We start from the raw sequence: 19,345 nt of genomic DNA on the forward strand, positions 1-19,345 counted from the left end.
TACTTAATCATTTGAATTTAAGGAAATACAATGAAAATTAATTTATTAAAAACGGCTTTAATTGGCGCACTTAGCTTATCGGCGCTGGTATCTACATCGGCAAGTGCACATGGGCGCTGGTTATTACCTTCGCACACGTCATTATCTGGTGACAAAGCGCACTACGTAATGATTGATGCGAGTATTTCTAATGAAATGTTTGCACCCGACAAAGCCTTTAAGCCAAAAGAAAAAGGCGCAGAGTACGACGACACTCTACTTATGGCCCTTGCACCAAACGGTGAAGAAGTATCTGAGACCATTCGTGCTTATTACCTAAAGCGTAAAAGCTCAGCGGCGGTAAGCCTAAAAGAAGAAGGTACTTACCACATTGCCATGACGCAAAAGCCAATGTACATGACCTTCTACAAAAACGAAGAAGGTAAGCGCCAGCGCGTATTTGGTAAAAAGTCAGAAGCTAAATTACCAAGCAATGCAAAAGATGTAACCACAACTAAAGTTATATCTACAGTAGATACATTTGTAAGCCGTAACGGTACTTCTAAGCCTGCACAACTTGGTTTAGGCCTTGAGCTTAGCGGCCCAACGCATCCAAACGATTTATTTGTTGGCGAGCAAGCACGTTTTCAGTTACTACAAGATGGCAAGCCAGCGGGCGAAGGCATTGAAGTAAGCATTTTAAAAGGCGATACACGCTACCGTAACGAACGTGGCGAAATAAAAGTAACAACCGATAAAAACGGCATGTTTAGCACAACCTGGAAAGAGCCAGGCCTATACCTAATCGAAACCTCTAACAAAGTTAAAGTAAACGAAGAAGGCGTAGATGCCGGTCGTTATGCTTTATTCACGACGTTAGAAGTAGCGCCTGAATAATTTTTTCACGCAATTTACACAATAAATTAAGGCCAAGTTTTCAGGGCGTGTTGAGCTTTGATGGTTGAATTTGCAGCAGTGTGTTTGGTTTTTAGGCAAGGCAGAGCCTATGAAGTGTGGTTATTCCCCATAAATAGGCGATAACGCAGCATAAATGCCAAACATGTGCTGCCCTTCGGGTTCTACCTAGGGGCGATAAACTCTTTGTTGCCTACATGGATGTAGGTAAGGGGCGTGAGCAGGACGCGGAAGCTTTACTCGATTTTTACTTAGCCCACTAGGTTACAAACCTCGCGCCGCGATTTAATCGCCCCTAGATTGAACAAATTTCAATCCGCAAAGTGCAACACGCCCTAACTTGGCCTTTTTTGTTTTTCAAAAAAACCGACAACTTACCTTGAATTTGCAGCCATTCGACACAAGATTGCAACTCGAGCGATCTAAACGTCTATAGCGGGCGTAAACTGTCATTTTAGTTGTTAACAACTTAGAATAACTTAGACAGTTTTTATCTTTGCACACAGGTAGTGCCTTCTATATTATGCGCTCCTTTGAAAAATCAATAGTCAGCAGCCCTTAAGGGAATCAACATCATGTTAAAGCAATTATCAGCCAAAAAAGTAGCACTTAGCCTGGCCGTTACCTCTGCGCTTGGCGCGTCTTATTCTCCTGCATTTGCTGCAGAACAAGACACTCAAGCACAAGAAAGTATTGAAGTGATTTCGGTTACCGGTACCCGCAGAAGCCTGCGCAGTATTGCCGAAAGTACCGTACCTGTAGATATTATTACCAGTGGTGATATGCAAAGCACGGGTCAGCTAGAAATTAGCCAAATACTGGCCAACCAAGTACCTAGCTTTAACTACCCAAGCGCCACCATGGGTGATGGTACAGACCACGCTAAACCGGCTGTATTACGTGGTTTAGCACCCGATCACACCCTAGTGCTTATTAATGGCAAACGCCGCCATGCTGGCGCGCTATTAAACTTAGCGGGTGTTGTTGGCCGTGGTTCTACCGCTGTTGACTTAAACATGATCCCAACTTCAGCCATTAAACGCGTAGAAGTACTACGTGATGGCGCAGCAGCGCAATACGGCTCAGACGCCATTGCCGGTGTAATTAACATTGTACTTAAAGATGCCTCAGAAGGGGGCAGCGTAAGCGTAACCTACGGCGAGTACGACACCCAAATGGCTGGCGTACCTCAGCTAGAAAGCACTTACGCAGATGCCGATGGCAACCTTGCCTTTAATACCGGCGCCGACCGCGAAGTAAACGACGGCGCAAGTCGTACAATTAGCGCAAACTCTGGTTTTGAGCTTTTAGATAACGGCTTTGTAAACGTATCAATTGAGTATCGTGATAACGACTCTACGCAGCGCTCAGGCTTTGACCCGCGCGAGCAATACGACCGCTTAGAAGATGGCAGCCTAGACCCACGCGAATTTACCATCGACCGTTACAACCACCGCTTTGGTAAAGCAGAGCTTGAAGACTACGCACTGTTTTACAACATGGGTTACGACTTTGATAACGGCTATAACCTGTACTCGTTTGGTAGCTACTCAAAACGCGAAGGTAACTCAGGTGGTTTTTACCGCCGTGCAAACGACAGCCGCAACGTGTTAGAAGTGTACCCAGACGGCTTTTTACCGCAAATTGAAACCGACGTACAAGATTACTCATTTGCCCTAGGCCTGCAAGGCGAAACTGGCGAATGGACCTGGGATGTAAGTACCAACTACGGCCGTAACGACTTTGGTTTCGGCGTTGTAAATAGTATAAATACATCATTAGGTGCCGACAGCCCAACCGAATTTGACAACGGTGCATTGGTTTACGATCAGTTTTTAGTAAACGCTACGGCAAATACAGTGCTAGATTTTGGCTTGCCAGATGACGTATTTTTTACTGTAGGTGCAGAGTACCGCCACGAAAGCTACAAAATTGAGCAAGGCGAAGAAGCCTCTTACATTACCGCTTTAGATAGCGATGGCAATCCAATTGCTGCCGGTGGCGCACAAGTATTAGCTGGTTTTGGCCCAGAAAGCGTAACCGACGAAAGCCGCCATAACGTAGCTGTATTTGTTGAGTTTGATACTTACCTAACAGAAGACTGGAACCTTGTTTTAGCGGGTCGCTACGAAGATTACACCGACTTTGGCGATACGTTTACATCAAAGCTTGCGTCGCGTTATAGCATTAACGAAAACCTATCACTACGTGGTGCAATTAGCACAGGTTTCCGTGCTCCATCACTTGCGCAAAGCTCCTACCGTCAAATCTCTACCGTGCTTGAGAACAACCAACCGTTTGAAGTAGGTTTATTCCCTACCGATTCAGCGGCAGCGCAGGCACTTGGTGCAGAACAACTTGATGCCGAAGAGTCTGTAAACGTAACGGCAGGCTTTATGTACACACAAGGCAGCTTTAGCCTAACTGTAGATGCCTACCGCATTGATATTGATGACCGTATTGTATTGTCTGAAAACCTAGAGGGCGATGCTGTAGTAGAAATACTGCAAAATGCCGGCGAGCTAAACACAGAAAGCGTACGTTACTTTACTAACGCTATCGACTCGCGCACGCAAGGTGTTGATATTGTTGCTACCTACAACTTAGATTTAAGCGATTTAGGTGACTTACGCTTAAACGTAGCGGCTAACTTTAACGATACCGAAGTAACGCACGTAGACGACAACCCAAGCGAGCTAAATTCACTAGGCGATGACTACGTTGTATTTGCACGCCGCGAAGTAGGCCGCTTTGAAGAAGGTACGCCAGATAGCAAATGGAACCTATCAGCAGTGTGGAACTTTAACGAATGGCAAACCACCCTTCGTGCAACGCGCTACGGTGAAGTGGCTGATATTTCAACTACCGCCGATCGCGATGAGTACATAGACCCTAAATGGATCACCGACCTAGAAGTAGCCTACCGCCCAGACGAATACTGGAAATTTGCAGTAGGTGCAAATAACTTGTTTGATCAGTACCCGCAAGCAACGGTAGATAACATTGGTTACTCTGACTTTGGCCAAATATTCCCGTACACGCCATATGCACCGTACGGATTAGACGGGCGTTTCCTATACGGTAATATTACTTACAGCTTTTAATAAATAACCTAAAAGCAAACACTTAAAAAGGATGCCATGTGCATCCTTTTTTAATTACTTCTTAGTGTATTTAACCACTTATTAGTAAATCCACTTTTCATAAACACATCTCTCCCCAATAAAATCAATAACTTACAGTTGGTCTCGTTTTTGCTCTACTATGCTTATACAAAACATGCATAAATAACAAACACAAAGGACTAAACATGAGTTCATCAACTGTATCAGGCATTACAAAACCACTTTCACTTATTGGCGGCATTTTATTATTAAGCGGCTGTGTGTTTCATATATCGCCAAGCGTTGCCTCAGTAAAACAAACTCAGCAGTTATCACTGCCAAGTAATAACCTAGAATACTTAAACGTATTAAGCGGTGCAGGCTCTCTTGAAATAAAAGGCTCGCCCAATGCCACCAGCATCAGTGTAGATGCCACAATTTTTACCGCCGACATTGAAGACGAATACACACTCACCCTTGAGCAAAATGGCAAACAAGCTACCCTAGTTGCAAACAACAATACTGCCAGCGGTATGCGTTTTTACAGCGGCCAATCGCCACACATTGATTTAGTGGTTACTGTGCCAAGTAATTTAATGCTCGATATTGATGATGGCTCTGGCGACATTGCAATAAGCGCCATGCAAAATAACATTAACGTAGAAGACGGCTCTGGCAGCTTATCTATCAACAGTGCTAAAAACCTTACTATTGAAGATGGCTCAGGCGATATTACTCTTGAAAACATCACCGGTAACTTAGCGCTTACCGATGGCTCTGGCAGCGTAAATATTAATAATGTTAGCGGCAACGCCGTAGTTGATGATGGTTCGGGCGATATGCGCATTAGTAATGTGCGCGGCACCTTAACTGTTGAAGACGGCTCAGGCAGCATTGCTATTAACAATATTAATGGCGCAGTAGATGTAGACGATAACTCTGGCGATTTAGTCATTGAGCACGTGCAAGCAAGCGTAACCATTGAAGATGGCTCGGGCAATATTCGTGTAAACCACGCTAAGGGGCTTACCATTACCGAATCGGGCTCTGGCGATGTAAGCATTGATAACATTAACGGCCCTGTAAAAGTAGCCGATTAATTATGACTAAATGATCCATTTTCAGCCACATGACCCATTGTATTTTTAAAGCCACTAAGCCATGCTAAAAGCCTTGATACTATTAGGATATACGCGTGTTAGAAATAGCTTTAATTTACTTAGCGGCGGCCATAGTGGCTGTACCTATTGCCAAGCGAGTGGGACTTGGCTCGGTACTTGGTTATTTAATTGCGGGCATACTAATTGGCCCTTACGCCCTGGGTATTGTGGGCGATCAAACAGATGTAATGCACTTCGCCGAATTTGGCGTAGTGATGATGCTGTTTTTAGTTGGCCTTGAGCTACAACCAGCCCGTTTATGGAAGCTTCGCCATTCAATATTAGGGCTTGGCGGCTTACAGGTCGTACTTACCGCCGCGGCTATTTTTGCGTTTTGTTATTGGGTTTTTACCATGCATTGGCAAACCGCCCTCGCCATTGGCTTAATGCTGGCGCTGTCATCAACCGCTATTGTACTGCAAAGCCTTGAAGAAAAAGGCTGGCTAAAGCAAGAAGCCGGGCAAAACGCATTCTCGGTTTTGCTGTTTCAAGACATCGCCATTATTCCTATTTTAGCGCTCCTGCCACTACTGGCTTTTGCACCGCAAAGTAGCTCCAAAGAAATTAGCGACTCCATTATTGCAAGCTGGCCGGTATGGCAACAAGTTGGCGTATCGGTAGCGGTTATCGCCGCTATTATTGCCGGCGGAAAATATGTGTCGGCCCCGTTATTTAGATACATAGCGCAAACCCACATGCGTGAAATATTTACTATTTTTGCGCTATTTTTAGTGGTGGCTATTGCCCTTGTAATGCAAAGTATTGGCTTATCACCGGCACTCGGTACATTTTTAGCCGGTGTAGTCCTTGCCGAAAGCGAGTTTAGACACGAGCTAGAAGCCGATATAGAACCCTTTAAAGGCCTACTGTTAGGGCTGTTTTTTATCACTGTTGGTGCATCAATCAACTTTGAATTATTAGCGGATGAATTTACAACCGTTATTGCACTCGTTGCGCTGCTTATTGTAATAAAAGCCTGCATTTTGTTTGCCCTTGCAATCACCTTTAATATTAGTAAAAAGCAGCGTTTACTGTTTGCACTAGCGCTGGCACAAGGCGGCGAATTTGCCTTTGTACTTTTAAGCGTAACCACTACATTAAGCATATTAACGCCAGAGCAAACAAGCTTAGTCACGTTAGTGGTGGCTGTTTCAATGTTGGTTGCGCCACTGTTATTAATGGCTTACGAGCAGCTACAAAAACGTACCAGTAACAGCGCGCCCGAGTTTGATAAGCCCGAGCAAATTAGCAGCGCTAAACACGTTATAATTGCAGGCTACGGTCGCTTTGGGCAAATTATGGGTCGCTTATTACACGCCCAAGGCTACGAAATTACTGTACTTGATCACAGCCCAAGCCAAATAGAACTCCTACGCCGCTTTGGCAATACCGTATTTTATGGTGATGCTGCCCGCCAAGAGCTGCTAGAAGCCGCAGGCGCGCACACCGCGCAAATGCTAATTGTGGCAATAGATGATGCAGACAAAACCCTCGAAATTATTAAGCTTGCACATAAAAACTACCCGCAGCTCAAAATTGTTGCCCGCGCTATCGACCGCCGCCACGCGTATCAATTACTTAATTTAAAAGTAGATGCCTTTAACCGCGAAACGGTCGACTCGGCCATTAACCTAGCGGTAGATGCATTAGAGTTATTAGGTAACAATAAAGAAGATGCCCAGCGCGCCGGAAAACTATTTAGAGACCACGACCGCGCTGCTGTATTGCAACTTGCCGAACTGTGGGGCGACGACGCCAGCTACGGCGTAGCCGTGCGCCAACGCATGGAAGATTTAAAACAAGTACTGCAACAAGACAAGCAGGCACAAAGTGATTTAAACACCTGCGACAACGGCGACTGTGAAGACGGCCTAACAGAGCGAGCTGATAGGCCTAAAAAGCCTGATGATTCTCATTTGGAGTAGTGTTAAGGTTTTTATATTTGTGCTGTTGGCAATAGCTGGCAGCACATAAATTTGGGATATGATTGCTAAATGCTCTATTAAGCCTGTAGCTATCACATTCAATCCCTAAATAATTTTTAATAATATTTTTGTTTTTTTGAATCATTTTTCCAACGACGATAACCCCTTAAGAAGCTTTCAACATCAGTATTTTCACCGAATGTGTTATTATTTTTTTCTGAGCATTCTAGTAAGTATTGTTCCGCAACGTCCTGCAATGATTCTTTTTTATCAATAACCCATTTTAATTCAAAATCCATGTACTTAGTAATCTTAGACACGTTTATACAATGATCGAACTGCTTATCTTTTCCGAAGAAATCTTCAGATAGATTAGTTTTCCCTCCGCTAATCATATGAGCTCTAAAACAACTCGCGACAACAATTAATAACTCAGGGGGTGGATAGAGTCCAGATTCTATAAGGTATAAAAAGCTGTTTAATGGATTGCTTTCTACTTGTTCACGCTCAATTACATTATGTGATGAGCTTTCCCTAAGAATATTCCAGCTATGTTCAAACTCTGAATAGTATGGAAACTCATTATGTTTATAAGAAGCTTTTAAAATTTCTCTCACTTCCACTACATCTTCAAGTGTATTTTTATAAGCGCCTGAAAAAAAGCTTTCCCTTGAACTAACCCAGTCAACTCATCAATATCCATTTTTTCACCCTAATTTAAACACTAATAAAACAAGACAAATACAAACAGTAACTGTTGAAACATTCTCAACTCTCACTACGCTTAATAGTTTCATAATCAACTTTTCCATAACTAATTAGCCTCTTTATATTGGATTAGTTTCCATTATGATGCTTGGCTAAATATAGTCACGGACAGGATACTGAATGATTGTCCGTTTATAGAAGCAAAAAGCCATAAACTCAATTAATGAATGAGTCTCTAGCTTTATTTTTTATTATAAAGATGCTTTAAATCTTGGTCGCGTACCGATTTTAAGTAACGTATGTTTTATCAAAAAAGAACCTCCTGCGATATGTTAACTTTGAAAATACGAGAAAGGTATTTGATTAGGGTATATCTGTGGCAGGAATTTAGGAAAGCTCTTTCAGTGTTACATTTAGCTCATAGCCAGTCACCCTTCCAGCTATGAGCTACTACATTTAAACAGTCTAAAACCTAATGGTGGTGCCCACCTTGAATCGCTTTACCTTGCTGATTATAAAACCCCGTTGCGCCGTGTTCTATAAAACCAAGGTTGATCATTTTTGCTAAAAACGGGTCGTTTTCGTTATCGCCTATGTCGGCGTAGTCGGTGGTTTGAAAGCGATCCCACTTGGCAAACTGTGCGGTTATTTCTGCTTTATTGCTGCTTACATCATTTAGGTTAAGCTCAGTGTGAGTGTGGCTTTTTTTATTGGTTACGCTAAAGCTTTTAACCAAGTTTGATTTGGTAAATAAAGCGAGCTTAAATTGGTTGTCGCCCTCAGAAAGTGTGTAGTTTTTTACTTCATCGCAGCCGCTGCCTTGGGTGTTAACTAGGGTCATTTTTTCGATTAAATGCGTATCCACCAGCTGATTTTTAGCGCTCCAACTTTGTACACCGCGTACCTCAGATGGCTGATACTCAATACCGCGTTGCTGAGCATTAAAATAACGAATTGGGCGAATTTGTTTGTTAGCTAAGTGCTGCCAAAGCTCAGTAATAACCTCACGCTGATGCGCTACTTGTGAGTTGTTTCGCCAAAGCGTAAGTGACTGCGTGCTTTGCTCGTTTTTATGAGTATTGGTAATTTTATAGTCGGCTTTTAAATGCGCGCTATCAATATTACATTGCTGTGCTAGGGTGCTGGTACTGGCAAGTGTTGCCATTAAAAATAATGCTAGTTTCATTAAATTATCTCTTATTTAAACGTCACTGTAATAGGCATTACCATACCCATTTACAGTGGCATTTTTATGACATAAAAAAACAACTCGCACAGCGTACGAGTTGTTTTTAAATACCCCATTTTTATACGTACTTTATGTGCTAAACGTACGTATTAAATTGCTTATGGCGTTACTTTTTTATCAGCGGTAGTTACTAAGTCTGCTGCAAAGTCCATTACATGGAATAAAAAGCTTTGCTCGTTAGTGCCTGTCACTAAGTGAGCGCCTGGGCCCATTGCGTATACGCCAACATCTTCACCTGCGTGAGTTTCTGAGCCAAGTGGTACAAGTGCCTCTTGGTGAAAGCCCGGTGCAGTTGTTTCAACATCGGTTAAATCTACACGCCCTGTAACAGGTGCAAATGCATAACCTGCATCGGCATCGGTTTCATCGCCTAAATCTCTAAAGCCGCCACCGTTGGTGTAGCCAACTGTGGTGTATGGCATATCGTCGGCAGCTAGGCTTGGCTCGGTTTCGCCTACGGCAACAACTTTACCTAATATTGGGTTACCACGTTTAGGGTAGCCTGCAATAGTAAATACGTGACTGTGATCGGCAGTTACTACTATTAGCGTTTCTTCTGGGTTAGTGTTTTCCATTGCCACTTGCACAGCTTTTGCAAACTCTACTGTGTCGTTTAGGGCATTGTAGGCATTACCCGCATGGTGCGCGTGGTCAATACGACCTGCTTCTACCGATAAGAAAAAGCCATTGTCGTTGTTATCTAGTACGTTAATTGCTTTTTCGGTCATTTCGCTAAGCGAAGGCTCGCCCGCTACATCGTTTGCGCGGTCGGCTTCGTATTGCATGTGCGATTCGTTAAATAAACCAAATACTTTTGTGGCATCGTCGCTGATTGCATCAAAACCAGTTTGGTCCATAACGTAAGTGCCGCTTGGGTAAGTTGTTTGCCACTCGGTTACTAGGTTGCGGCCATCAGTACGGTCGCCTTCTACGGCGCTTACTGCATCGGCTGAGTTTGCTGCTTCATCTTTTGGTAAAAAGTGACGACGTCCGCCACCCATTACAACATCAATGCCATCTACATCAATACCTGCATAACGCGACTCTAAGTTGGCTTCAAAGTTAACAAGCTGCGATGCAATATCTTCACAGGCTTCAGTGCCCTCTGGCATATCTGAGTTATCTTCCCAGTTACGGTCAGCCGATTTAGCATACGTTGCTGCAGGTGTTGCATGGGTAATACGTGCGGTTGAAATAAGGCCAGTTGCTTTACCGGCAATTTCAGCAAGCTCTAACGAGGTAACCAGTTCGTTGCCTGTTACCGTGGCACAGTCGCCGCGTTCAATGTCTTCATCTACGCCAATTACGCCCACATCGGTTTTAACACCTGATACCATTGCCGTCATTGTGCCTGCTGAATCCGGCGTTTGCGCATCTACGTTGTAAGTTTTAACAAAACCTGAGTACGGCATTTTTTCAAAACTTAACTGGTAGTCTTCACCTAAACCGCCTTCAAGCTGGCCTGCTAAAATACGTGCAGCTGTTACGGTAGAAATACCCATGCCGTCGCCGACAAATAATATAACGTTTTTCGCTTTGCCAGATTCAGTAACCACTTCGCTATTAGCTTGCTGTGTTGCCGCAAGCTTTGTTTGTGCATCGCCATACCATGCGTTAGACGTTAAGGTGGCAAGTTGTTCGCTGGTAAGTGACGTAGCAGGTGCATTACACACTAAGTTTGAAGAGGTAACTTCGTCGCTATCTAGCACGCCGTTGCCGTTTGTATCTACGCCAGTTTGGGTTTCTACGCCGCCATTAACACATTGCTCAGAGCCTACTGTAATGGTGTTATCTACCGCGAGAATATTATTTTCGTCTTTGTCGTCGTCACTACAACCTGCTAGCGCGACCATTACTGCTAAAGAAAGTACTGTTAATTTGTTCATGTTAGCCGCCATTATTGCTGAGTTAGTTCAAGAGCTTGATTAATTAAATGAAATACTACGTTTTGCTCAATTACGCCTTGAGCTAGCTGTGCGCCAGGGCCTTTTGCATGCAGCGAAATATCTTCACCGGCATGAGTTTCTGAGCCAAGAGGGACAGTGGTTTCTTGGTGAAAGCCAACATTGGTAGTATCAACGCCACTAAGCTCTACACGTCCAGCAACTGGGCCAGTTGTATACGCTGCATCGGCATCTGTTTCATCAACTAAGTTTCTAAACCCTAAACCATTTGCATAGCCTACTGTGGTGTATGGCATATCGTCGGCAGCAAGGCTTGGTGTGGTTTCGCCTACGGCAACTACTTGGCCTAAAATTGGGTTACCGCGTTTAGGGTAACCAGCAATAGTAAATACGTGGCTGTGATCGGCGGTTACTAAAATAAGGGTTTCTTCTGGGTTGGTATTATCTACCGCAGCTTGCACGGCTTTAGCAAATTCAATGGTGTCGTTAAGTGCGTTGTAGGCATTACCCGCGTGGTGTGCGTGGTCAATACGGCCCGATTCAACGGTTAAGAAAAAGCCGTTTTCGTTTTTACCTAATACATCAATTGCTTTGCTGGTCATTTCGCTAAGCGATGGCTCGCCGGCAATATCGTTTGCGCGGTCTGCTTCGTATTGCATGTGCGATTCGTTAAATAAGCCAAACACTTTAGTGGCATCATCAGCAATAGCATCAAAGCCTGCTTGGTCCATAACATAAGTACCTTGTGGGTATTGTGTTTGCCACTCAGTAACTAAGTTACGCTCATCAGTACGATCGCCCTCTACAGCGCTAAGTGCATCTGCTGAGTTAGCTGCTTCATCTTTTGGTAAAAAATGACGACGTCCGCCACCCATTACAAAATCAAGGCCGTCTACGTCGGTACCTACAAAACGTGCTTCTAGGTTTTTCTCAAAATTAACCAATTGCGAGGCAATGTCTTCACATGCAGTTTCGGTTTCTGGCATGTCGGAGATATCTTCCCAGTTACGGTCTGCCGATTTTGCATAGGTTGCCGCTGGCGTTGCATGGGTAATACGCGCTGTTGAAATAACACCGGTTGCTAGGCCTTTAATTTCAGCCAGTTCTGTTGCTGTTAAAAGCTCATTACCCGATACAGTTGAACACACACCGCGCTCTATGTCTTCGTCTACACCAATAACGCCTACATCGGTTTTAACCCCTGAGATCATCGCGGTCATTGTGCCTGCAGAGTCTGGTGTTTGAGCATCTACGTTGTATGTTTTTACTTGTGCTGAGTACGGGAACTCTTCAAAGCTTAAATAACCTTCTTCACCTAAATCGCCCGCTCTTTGTCCTTTTAAGATACGTGCTGCGGTAAGGGTAGATACACCCATGCCGTCGCCTACAAACAAAATAACGTTTTTAGCTTTTGTTGTTTGCTGGCTTTGTGCAAGCGCAGTTTTTGTGGCGAGTGTGGTTTGGGCATTTGTATACCAGTCATTGTCTGTTTGGCTTTGTGGTAATACATCGGCATGACTTGCAGCACTTAACATAAACGTTAAGCCAACTGCCGCAGCAACTTTTTTAATTTTCATCCTTTATTATTCCCATTGTGTAGTGGTTATTTTTTGCTTGAAGCGTAAACCTCAAATAAGTAACCGCTGCACTATAGAAAATAGATGTGACCTCTAAGAGTACTTTTAATTAAAAAACAATGACTAAACCATGACAAAATTAAGACACAAAAAAGCGCAGCGGTTAAACGCTGCGCTTAGCACAATTTTCACAGGGATGTATTTATATAATTAAAAACGCGCCTTAAACGATACGCCAAAGTAGCGCTCTGCATCACGCGGAATTTGGTAACGGAAGTTGTCGCCACTGTAGGTGGTTACGTAGCTTTCATCGGTTAAGTTTTTAGCAATAAGCGATACTCTAAATGCATCATCTTTAAACGATAAACCCACACTTGCGTTTAAAATACCGTAATCTGGCAGTAACGCTGCTGGGTTAAACTCGCCTACATTGTTTGGTAGGTCTGAGTATTGCTCGTCGGTGTAAATGTAAGAGCCGTTAATATGAATATTAAAGTCGTGCTCTGTTTCAATAAAGTAATCAGCACTTAGTGAGTATTTTAAATCTGGCGAAAACGGGACATCTAAGCCAGAGCGGTCAGTACATGAACCTGCTTCTACCTCTGCCGGACAATTAAACTCGTCAATTTCGGCCTGAATGTACGCAATACCACCGGTTAAAGTAAGTGAGTCGGTAGCCGCCCACATAAAGTCAACCTCAGCACCTTGTGTACTTACATCGCCGGCATTGGTTAAACGGGTAATACAGGTGCCGTCTGAACAGTCAAAGTTATTGGCTTGAAAGCCTTCAATTTCGGTTCTAAATACAGCAAAGTTAAATACAAAGTCGCGGCTTGCGTATTTGTAGCCTAACTCGTACGCGTCTGACTCTTCTGGCGATATTTCGCGGCTATCGTTATCTGGATTAAAGTTGTAGTACACGTTAAAACCAGGACCTTTATAGCCTTGCGAGTAAGTACCGTAAACCATTTGGCCATCGCCTAGGTCGTATTGCATACCTAAACGACCCGACACATTGGTTTCTTCTGCACTGCCTGATTCGTCAGTATTTAGTGCTGCTGAGCGTACACCTACACCGGTGCGACCAAATTCGTCATTGCTTACGCGGCGGTGTGTGTACGACACTTCATCGTCGGTATAACGAATACCAAACAGTACACGTAAGTCTTCAGATAAATCGTAAGTACCATCGGCAAAGGCTGCCCAGTTGTTAAACTCGGTGCTCATGTACGCGGTTGCCGATACAATATCGTTAGCATTACAGCTTACACCTAAGCTTTGTGTATAGCCGTCTAAGTCGGCCAATGCGGCATCTAGCTCTGCACCGGTTAGGTTATTTTGTGCGTAATACGCCATTGCAGCGTCTAGTTGGCCACCGTTATTTTGACAACTTGCGTCACGGGTAAAGTTACGTTGCGAGTCCATGTTCCAGTAAAATAAGCCAGCCACATAGTTAAACGGACCCGCTAGGTTTGAGGTGACTCTAAATTCTTGTGAAAACTGATCCCACTGCTGGGCACCTAAATCGTGTAATTGAAAGGGCGCGCCAAATACAGGTTCGTTACTGTCGCCAGCAATTGAGGTAAAGTCGCCTTCGCGGTATTCGGTGTTATCCCACGAGCGCTGCGCAGTAATAGAGGTGTATGTGTAGTCGCCAATGGCTTTATCAACCTGTACCGAAAACGCGCTGTGTTCGTCAATGGTGCGCGACTCATAGTCGTGATCAACTTTGCGCTGGTCTAGGTCAATATCGGCAACACCATCAACAATACCGTTGCTGTTAGGGGCTGCGTCTGAATCTGGGTTGCGGCCACTTGGCAGGGCTTCTAAATCGGCACAACAGTCGTCGTCGGCGTTATAAAATTCGGCAATAAATTTAACGTTTAAGTCATCGCTTGGCTCGTATTTAAATACAGCACGTGCGCCTTCACGGTCGTAACCGTTTACTTTTTCGTTGTTGTAAACGTTATCAATGTAGCCATCAAACTTACCTTTAAACACGGTTAAGCTTGCTGCTAAGTCGTCGGTTAAGCCGCCGCTTACCACGCCTTTAAAGCGGTATTCGTTGTCTTGATAAAACGAGGTTTCTACGCTGCCGGTAGTATCGTACGAAGGATCTTTGGTTGTAATGTTTACCACACCCGCCGAGGCATTTTTACCAAATAAGGTACCTTGTGGGCCGCGCAGTACTTCAATGCGAGATACATCGTATAAATCGGCAAAGGCTTGACCAGAGCGACCTAGCACCACGCCATCAACTACGGTTGCCACACTTGGCTCAGCAGCAATACTAAACGAAATAGTACCAATACCACGCACTGTTAGCGCTGAGTTACGGGTTGTGGTGCCTTTTCTAAAACTCACCGAAGGTACAAGTGACTGCAGGCCTTCCATGTTATTAGCAAACGCCGAATCAATTTGATCGCTATTAAGCACAGACACCGCAAGCGGTACTTCATTTAGGCTTTGCGTTCGTTTTTGTGAGGTAACAACAATTTTTTCAAACTGGTCGTTATTGTTTTGCTCTGCTTGTTGCTCCGTTTGCTCTTGCTGCGCATGTGCTTGCGTGCTTAGTGCTAAACCCGTTGTCATTGCTAACGTGACTGCCAAGCTTAAGACGGACTTTTTAGCTCTCATGTCATTCTCCAAATTGTGCGTGTGTGCTGTTAAATTACCGCGCTAGCAAATGTGTGGGTTGCTAAAAAGCGGTGCCAGAGTGTTGTAGTTATTTTCCTTATATCTCTTATGTCTTATATAAGAGATATAAACTTAAACAAACTTATGTTCTATTGCAAACATTATGTGAATAAAATGTGATTTAAAATTTGTATAAAGAATATAACGGCGCGTTATGCCGCCTTAGCCACGCCAATATGCGCCAAGCTACTTGTATAGCGTGTATGCCATCGGCGTACGCTCCACCAGCTAAGCACAAAGGCGCTAGTCCAAACAGCAATTAAGCTTGGTACAAAGTACACGCTGGTGCCACCCACCAATCCAAGCGGAGAAAACAATATGTACAAGCTTATAATTAAGCTCACTAATACAATCGCGCAAGGCAGTGCGTATTTCCACGGGCTTAGGTTTACCTCGGCTTTGCGGGTAAAGTTCCATGGTGTGGCAAGAGGTTTGTAGTAGCCAATACCTAACATAATGGCCAGCTCAATAAAGAATAATATGGCGTAAATATGGATAAAGTTAATATCTACATCCCACACAAATTTAAGCAAAGTGTAGGCAATAACATGAAAAACAATAGCCACTTTAGCGCCCAGTGCAGGCACTTTGCGAGTAAATAACCCCACGAGCACAATTGTGATGACCGGAATGTTGTAAAATCCGGTAAATACACGAATTATGTGCCATAAACCTTCTGGCGCAAACATCAGTAATGGCGCGGTAATAAACGATAAAACAGCAATTACAATACTGGTAATTTTGGCCACTTTAATCAGCTTTTCGTCGCTTACTTTGTCTTTTTTCATGGGTTTGTATACATCTAAACAAAACAACGTGGCGGCACTATTTAACAGCGAATTAAACGAGCTAAATACCGCACCTAATAGCACCGCTAAAAAGAACCCAGATAAGTACTGAGGCAGTACATCTTTAACTAAATGTGGGTAAGCTAAATCTATGGTTTGTAAGCTTTCGTGCTTATAAAGGTGATACGCAATTACGCCTGGGATCATCATCATAAAGGGTACTAGCACTTTAAAGTACCCTGAAAACAACACGCCCTTTTGGCCTTCTACTAAGTTTTTAGCGCCCAGTGTACGCTGGATCACGTACTGATTGGTGCCCCAATAAAATAAATTAGCGAGGATCATACCGGTAAAAATGGTGCCAAAAGGCACGGGATCATCACTGCTACCAATGGCGTTGAGCTTTTCGGTATCGGTGTTTACCAGTGTGCTTAGGCCATCGGCAAAGTTGCCATCGCCAAGGGCAATAAGGCCAAGGGTAGGCACTAAAATACCAATAATTAATAACCCAACACCGTTAATGGTATCTGATACTGCAACTGCCTTTAAACCGCCGAATACCGCGTAAATAGCGCCCACAGAGCCCACAATAATAATGGTGACAATTAAGCTTGCTTGATAGCTTAAGTTTAATAAGGTGGGCACATCAAACAGCCTAAGAACGGCGATTGATCCTGAGTACAAAACAGAAGGGATCGTTATAAAACAATACCCTACCATAAATAAGATCACCGTCATGCGGCGTACGGTATCGTCAAAACGATCCCGTAAAAATTCAGGCAAGGTAGAAAACGCGCCGGCTAAATACCGTGGTAAAAAGATCAGCGCCATTATAATGGTTGATATCCCAGCCGTTACTTCCCACGCCATTGAACTTAGGTTATAACCATACGCTGAGCCATTTAGGCCAATAAGTTGCTCGGCCGATAAGTTAGTGAGGATCATCGACCCCGCTATAAATGTACCTGTTAAACCACGCCCCGCTAAAAAATAGCCGTCTTGGGTGTTAACTTCCCCTTTGGTTTTTTGGTACGAGATATATCCTACCAGCGCCATAAACGCCAAGCACGATAGCAGTGTCATGGTAATATTCATACCTTCCATCTTGCGCCCCTTTTAGCTTACTTTACTCGGTAAAAAGTAAGCTAATATCTTTATTATTGTGTGTGTTACGTGTGTTGTGTGTGTTTGCTATTAACCGAGTTTTATTTTGGCCATGCTGTTAGCTGGCTCATGTCTTGCTCTGTGTGTTGAACCTCAGGGCCTAGCATGAGCGTATCGCCTTTACGAACAAATACGGCCATTTGTGTAAGCTCAAGTGTTTCTTCGTAATACTTGCCGCCTTGGTACGCCTGCCCATCAGGGAATCGCACCCACTCGCCTTGTGGTAAATAAAATTTAACTTTACCGTTTGGTACAACACATGGCACCACAAGGAGTTTTTCGCCGCACATAAATTGCTGATCAAAACTATGTGCCAGTACGTCATCAGGAAACGCCAGTGCCATAGCACGCTGAATAGGCAGCCCTGTTTGCTGCGCTTGCTCTGCACATTCTTGTAAGTACGGAATTAACTGATAGCGTAATTTAAGCGCTGCAAATACTGCGTCACTTGCTTGCTCGGTGTATGACCACGGTTCGCGTGGGCCAATGCCATGTAAACGCATGTGTGCACTAAATACCGACGCTTGCGCCCAGCGTACATAAAGCTCTGCATCACGCGTATCTTTATAAAAACCACCAATGTCGGTTGCAAAAAATGGCCCGCCCGACATGCCCCACGCTAAGCTGCCGCGAATACTCGCCGCTAAGCCTTGCCAATCGGCTTGTGGGTCGCCGCCCCATTGTGCTGGGAAGCGTTGGCTGCCAGTCCATGCTGAACGGCTAAACAAAAAGGGACCTGTCTTACAGTATTTTTCGGCGGCTTCATAAACGCAGCGGTTATACAGCATGCTATAAACATTATGCAGTCTAATACCGCTGTCGCCACTGTGCGATACCATGTTTTCGTCTTCTAGCTGTTCGCCAAAGTCTGCTTTTATCATATCTACGCCAAGCTCAAACAATGGCTTGTGCGACTCCAGCCAGTATTCGTAAGCATCGGGGTGAGTAAAATCTAAAATACCCGACTCTGGTAATGGCGTAAGTACTTCGCCAAAGGGGCTTAAATCCCACCCATATTGATACGCTTTACCTGTGCGTTTGTCTTTTATTAGCCAGCCATTTTCGGCCGCTTTTGCAAATAATGGGTTGTTTACCGAGATCATCGGGTATTCCCACACGCAAATTTTAAAATCCATGGCTTTTAATTCATCAAGCACAGGTTTTGGGTCGGCGTAACGTGTTGGGTCCCATTCAAAGGCAAAGCGGGTGTCGGTGTCTTGCCATGCGCGGCCATCAAGGGTAATTACATCGCACGGCATGTTTTTAGCGCGTACTTCGCGGGCGACACTTAATAGCTCGTCGGCATCTTTGTAGTACGCTTTTGATAAAATAACACCCAAGCTCCACTGCGGTGGCACCGGCGCAAAACCAGTTAGCTCGCAGTAGCGATTAATACTTTGTGCAGGCGTTTGCTCTTGGTATAAAAATACATCTAATGCGTCGTCTTCTACTAAACACACATAAGCACGTTGCGACCAAAGTGCGTAGCCTACGCCATGTGTAACGGGCGCCGGCGTGTGTACAAATAAATTCCAGCCCTCTGGGCTCCACGCGTATGGCGTATTTTTATAAGACTTTTCGGCGTTTACGCCCAGCGCATCGTGGTTGTATGAGCGAATAAGCTGGCCACGTTTATCAAGCTTGCCCCATTTTTCGCCAAGCCCGTATACGGCTTCGTCATAATTAAGCTCTAGGCTTAAAATCCAACCGTTATCGGTTTTAGCCAGTGGCGGTAAACGATGCTGGCGCACAAAGTGGCCATCAGTTGCTGATTGCTGTACTAATTTATCGTTTTTATAAAGCTTAAAGTAAAACGGGTCGCTGTAAAATTCTAAGCGGTACTCACCGGCGGTGGCTGCAAAGCCTTGGTCTAATTTATTAAGTGATAGCGGTAAGTTTGAAGGGGTGGTGGTTAATATTTTAAACGTCTCGTCATGCGTGGAGCCTGCATTTAAACGTAAACCAAACTGGCTTATGGTAACGCTAACCTCGCCAAATTGAGTTGGTAAAACTAGCACATGGCCTTGTAATTTAGGCTCTGCAGTTAAGCGTGCTGGCTCTATTGCGTTCCAGTCTGGCTCACGTAATTCAAATGCATTCATGGGAGTTCCTTAACCAATTATTAGTCTTGTATAAGACACAAGTTAAATAATTGTAATCCCCATGTCAATGTAA

At 44.2% G+C, this 19,345-nt stretch carries 11 protein-coding genes; 4 read left to right on the plus strand and 7 right to left on the minus strand.

Going from position 1 to position 19,345, the window contains the following annotated elements:
• Positions 1–30 precede the first annotated feature (30 nt).
• The 4 genes from EJ103_RS16255 to EJ103_RS16270 all read left to right on the plus strand — a co-directional run bounded on the left by EJ103_RS16255 (position 31) and on the right by EJ103_RS16270 (position 7,083).
• Entirely contained in the window at positions 31–876 is an 846-nt protein-coding gene (locus tag EJ103_RS16255) for a DUF4198 domain-containing protein (RefSeq protein WP_126008637.1), read from the plus strand.
• A 590-nt stretch (positions 877–1,466) separates the two neighbouring features.
• Positions 1,467–3,998 carry a TonB-dependent receptor gene (locus tag EJ103_RS16260; RefSeq protein WP_086004321.1) on the plus strand — a complete coding sequence of 844 codons (2,532 nt, stop codon included), beginning with the start codon at positions 1,467–1,469 and terminating at the stop codon, positions 3,996–3,998.
• Positions 3,999–4,204: 206 nt separating this feature from the next.
• Complete coding sequence (locus tag EJ103_RS16265; protein WP_126008639.1) at positions 4,205–5,098, plus strand: DUF4097 family beta strand repeat-containing protein; 894 nt, start codon at positions 4,205–4,207, stop codon at positions 5,096–5,098.
• Positions 5,099–5,193: 95 nt separating this feature from the next.
• Positions 5,194–7,083, plus strand: coding sequence for a monovalent cation:proton antiporter-2 (CPA2) family protein (locus tag EJ103_RS16270; RefSeq protein WP_126008641.1), 1,890 nt, complete (start codon positions 5,194–5,196; stop codon positions 7,081–7,083).
• Positions 7,084–7,199: 116 nt separating this feature from the next.
• On the opposite strand, the gene EJ103_RS16275 is transcribed toward EJ103_RS16270, so the two are convergent.
• From EJ103_RS16275 to EJ103_RS16305, 7 genes are all read right to left on the minus strand, one after another.
• Entirely contained in the window at positions 7,200–7,700 is a 501-nt protein-coding gene (locus tag EJ103_RS16275; protein ID WP_241232284.1) for a hypothetical protein, read from the minus strand.
• A 563-nt stretch (positions 7,701–8,263) separates the two neighbouring features.
• Complete coding sequence (locus EJ103_RS16280) at positions 8,264–8,977, minus strand: hypothetical protein (RefSeq protein WP_126008643.1); 714 nt, start codon at positions 8,975–8,977, stop codon at positions 8,264–8,266.
• Between the two features lie 161 nt (positions 8,978–9,138).
• Entirely contained in the window at positions 9,139–10,926 is a 1,788-nt protein-coding gene (locus EJ103_RS16285; protein WP_126008645.1) for an alkaline phosphatase, read from the minus strand.
• A gap of 11 nt (positions 10,927–10,937) precedes the next feature.
• On the minus strand, positions 10,938–12,521 hold the full coding sequence (locus EJ103_RS16290) for an alkaline phosphatase (RefSeq protein ID WP_054983876.1): 1,584 nt from the start codon (positions 12,519–12,521) through the stop codon (positions 10,938–10,940).
• Between the two features lie 210 nt (positions 12,522–12,731).
• A complete protein-coding gene (locus tag EJ103_RS16295) occupies positions 12,732–15,158 on the minus strand; it encodes a TonB-dependent receptor (protein ID WP_126008647.1) in 2,427 nt (808 codons plus the stop codon).
• A 212-nt stretch (positions 15,159–15,370) separates the two neighbouring features.
• On the minus strand, positions 15,371–17,110 hold the full coding sequence (locus EJ103_RS16300) for a solute:sodium symporter family transporter (protein WP_206435486.1): 1,740 nt from the start codon (positions 17,108–17,110) through the stop codon (positions 15,371–15,373).
• Positions 17,111–17,211: 101 nt separating this feature from the next.
• Complete coding sequence (locus EJ103_RS16305) at positions 17,212–19,272, minus strand: TIM-barrel domain-containing protein (RefSeq protein ID WP_126008649.1); 2,061 nt, start codon at positions 19,270–19,272, stop codon at positions 17,212–17,214.
• Positions 19,273–19,345 lie beyond the last annotated feature (73 nt).

The organism is Pseudoalteromonas sp. Xi13, assembly GCF_003952205.1.
Taxonomy (GTDB): Bacteria; Pseudomonadota; Gammaproteobacteria; order Enterobacterales; family Alteromonadaceae; genus Pseudoalteromonas; species Pseudoalteromonas atlantica.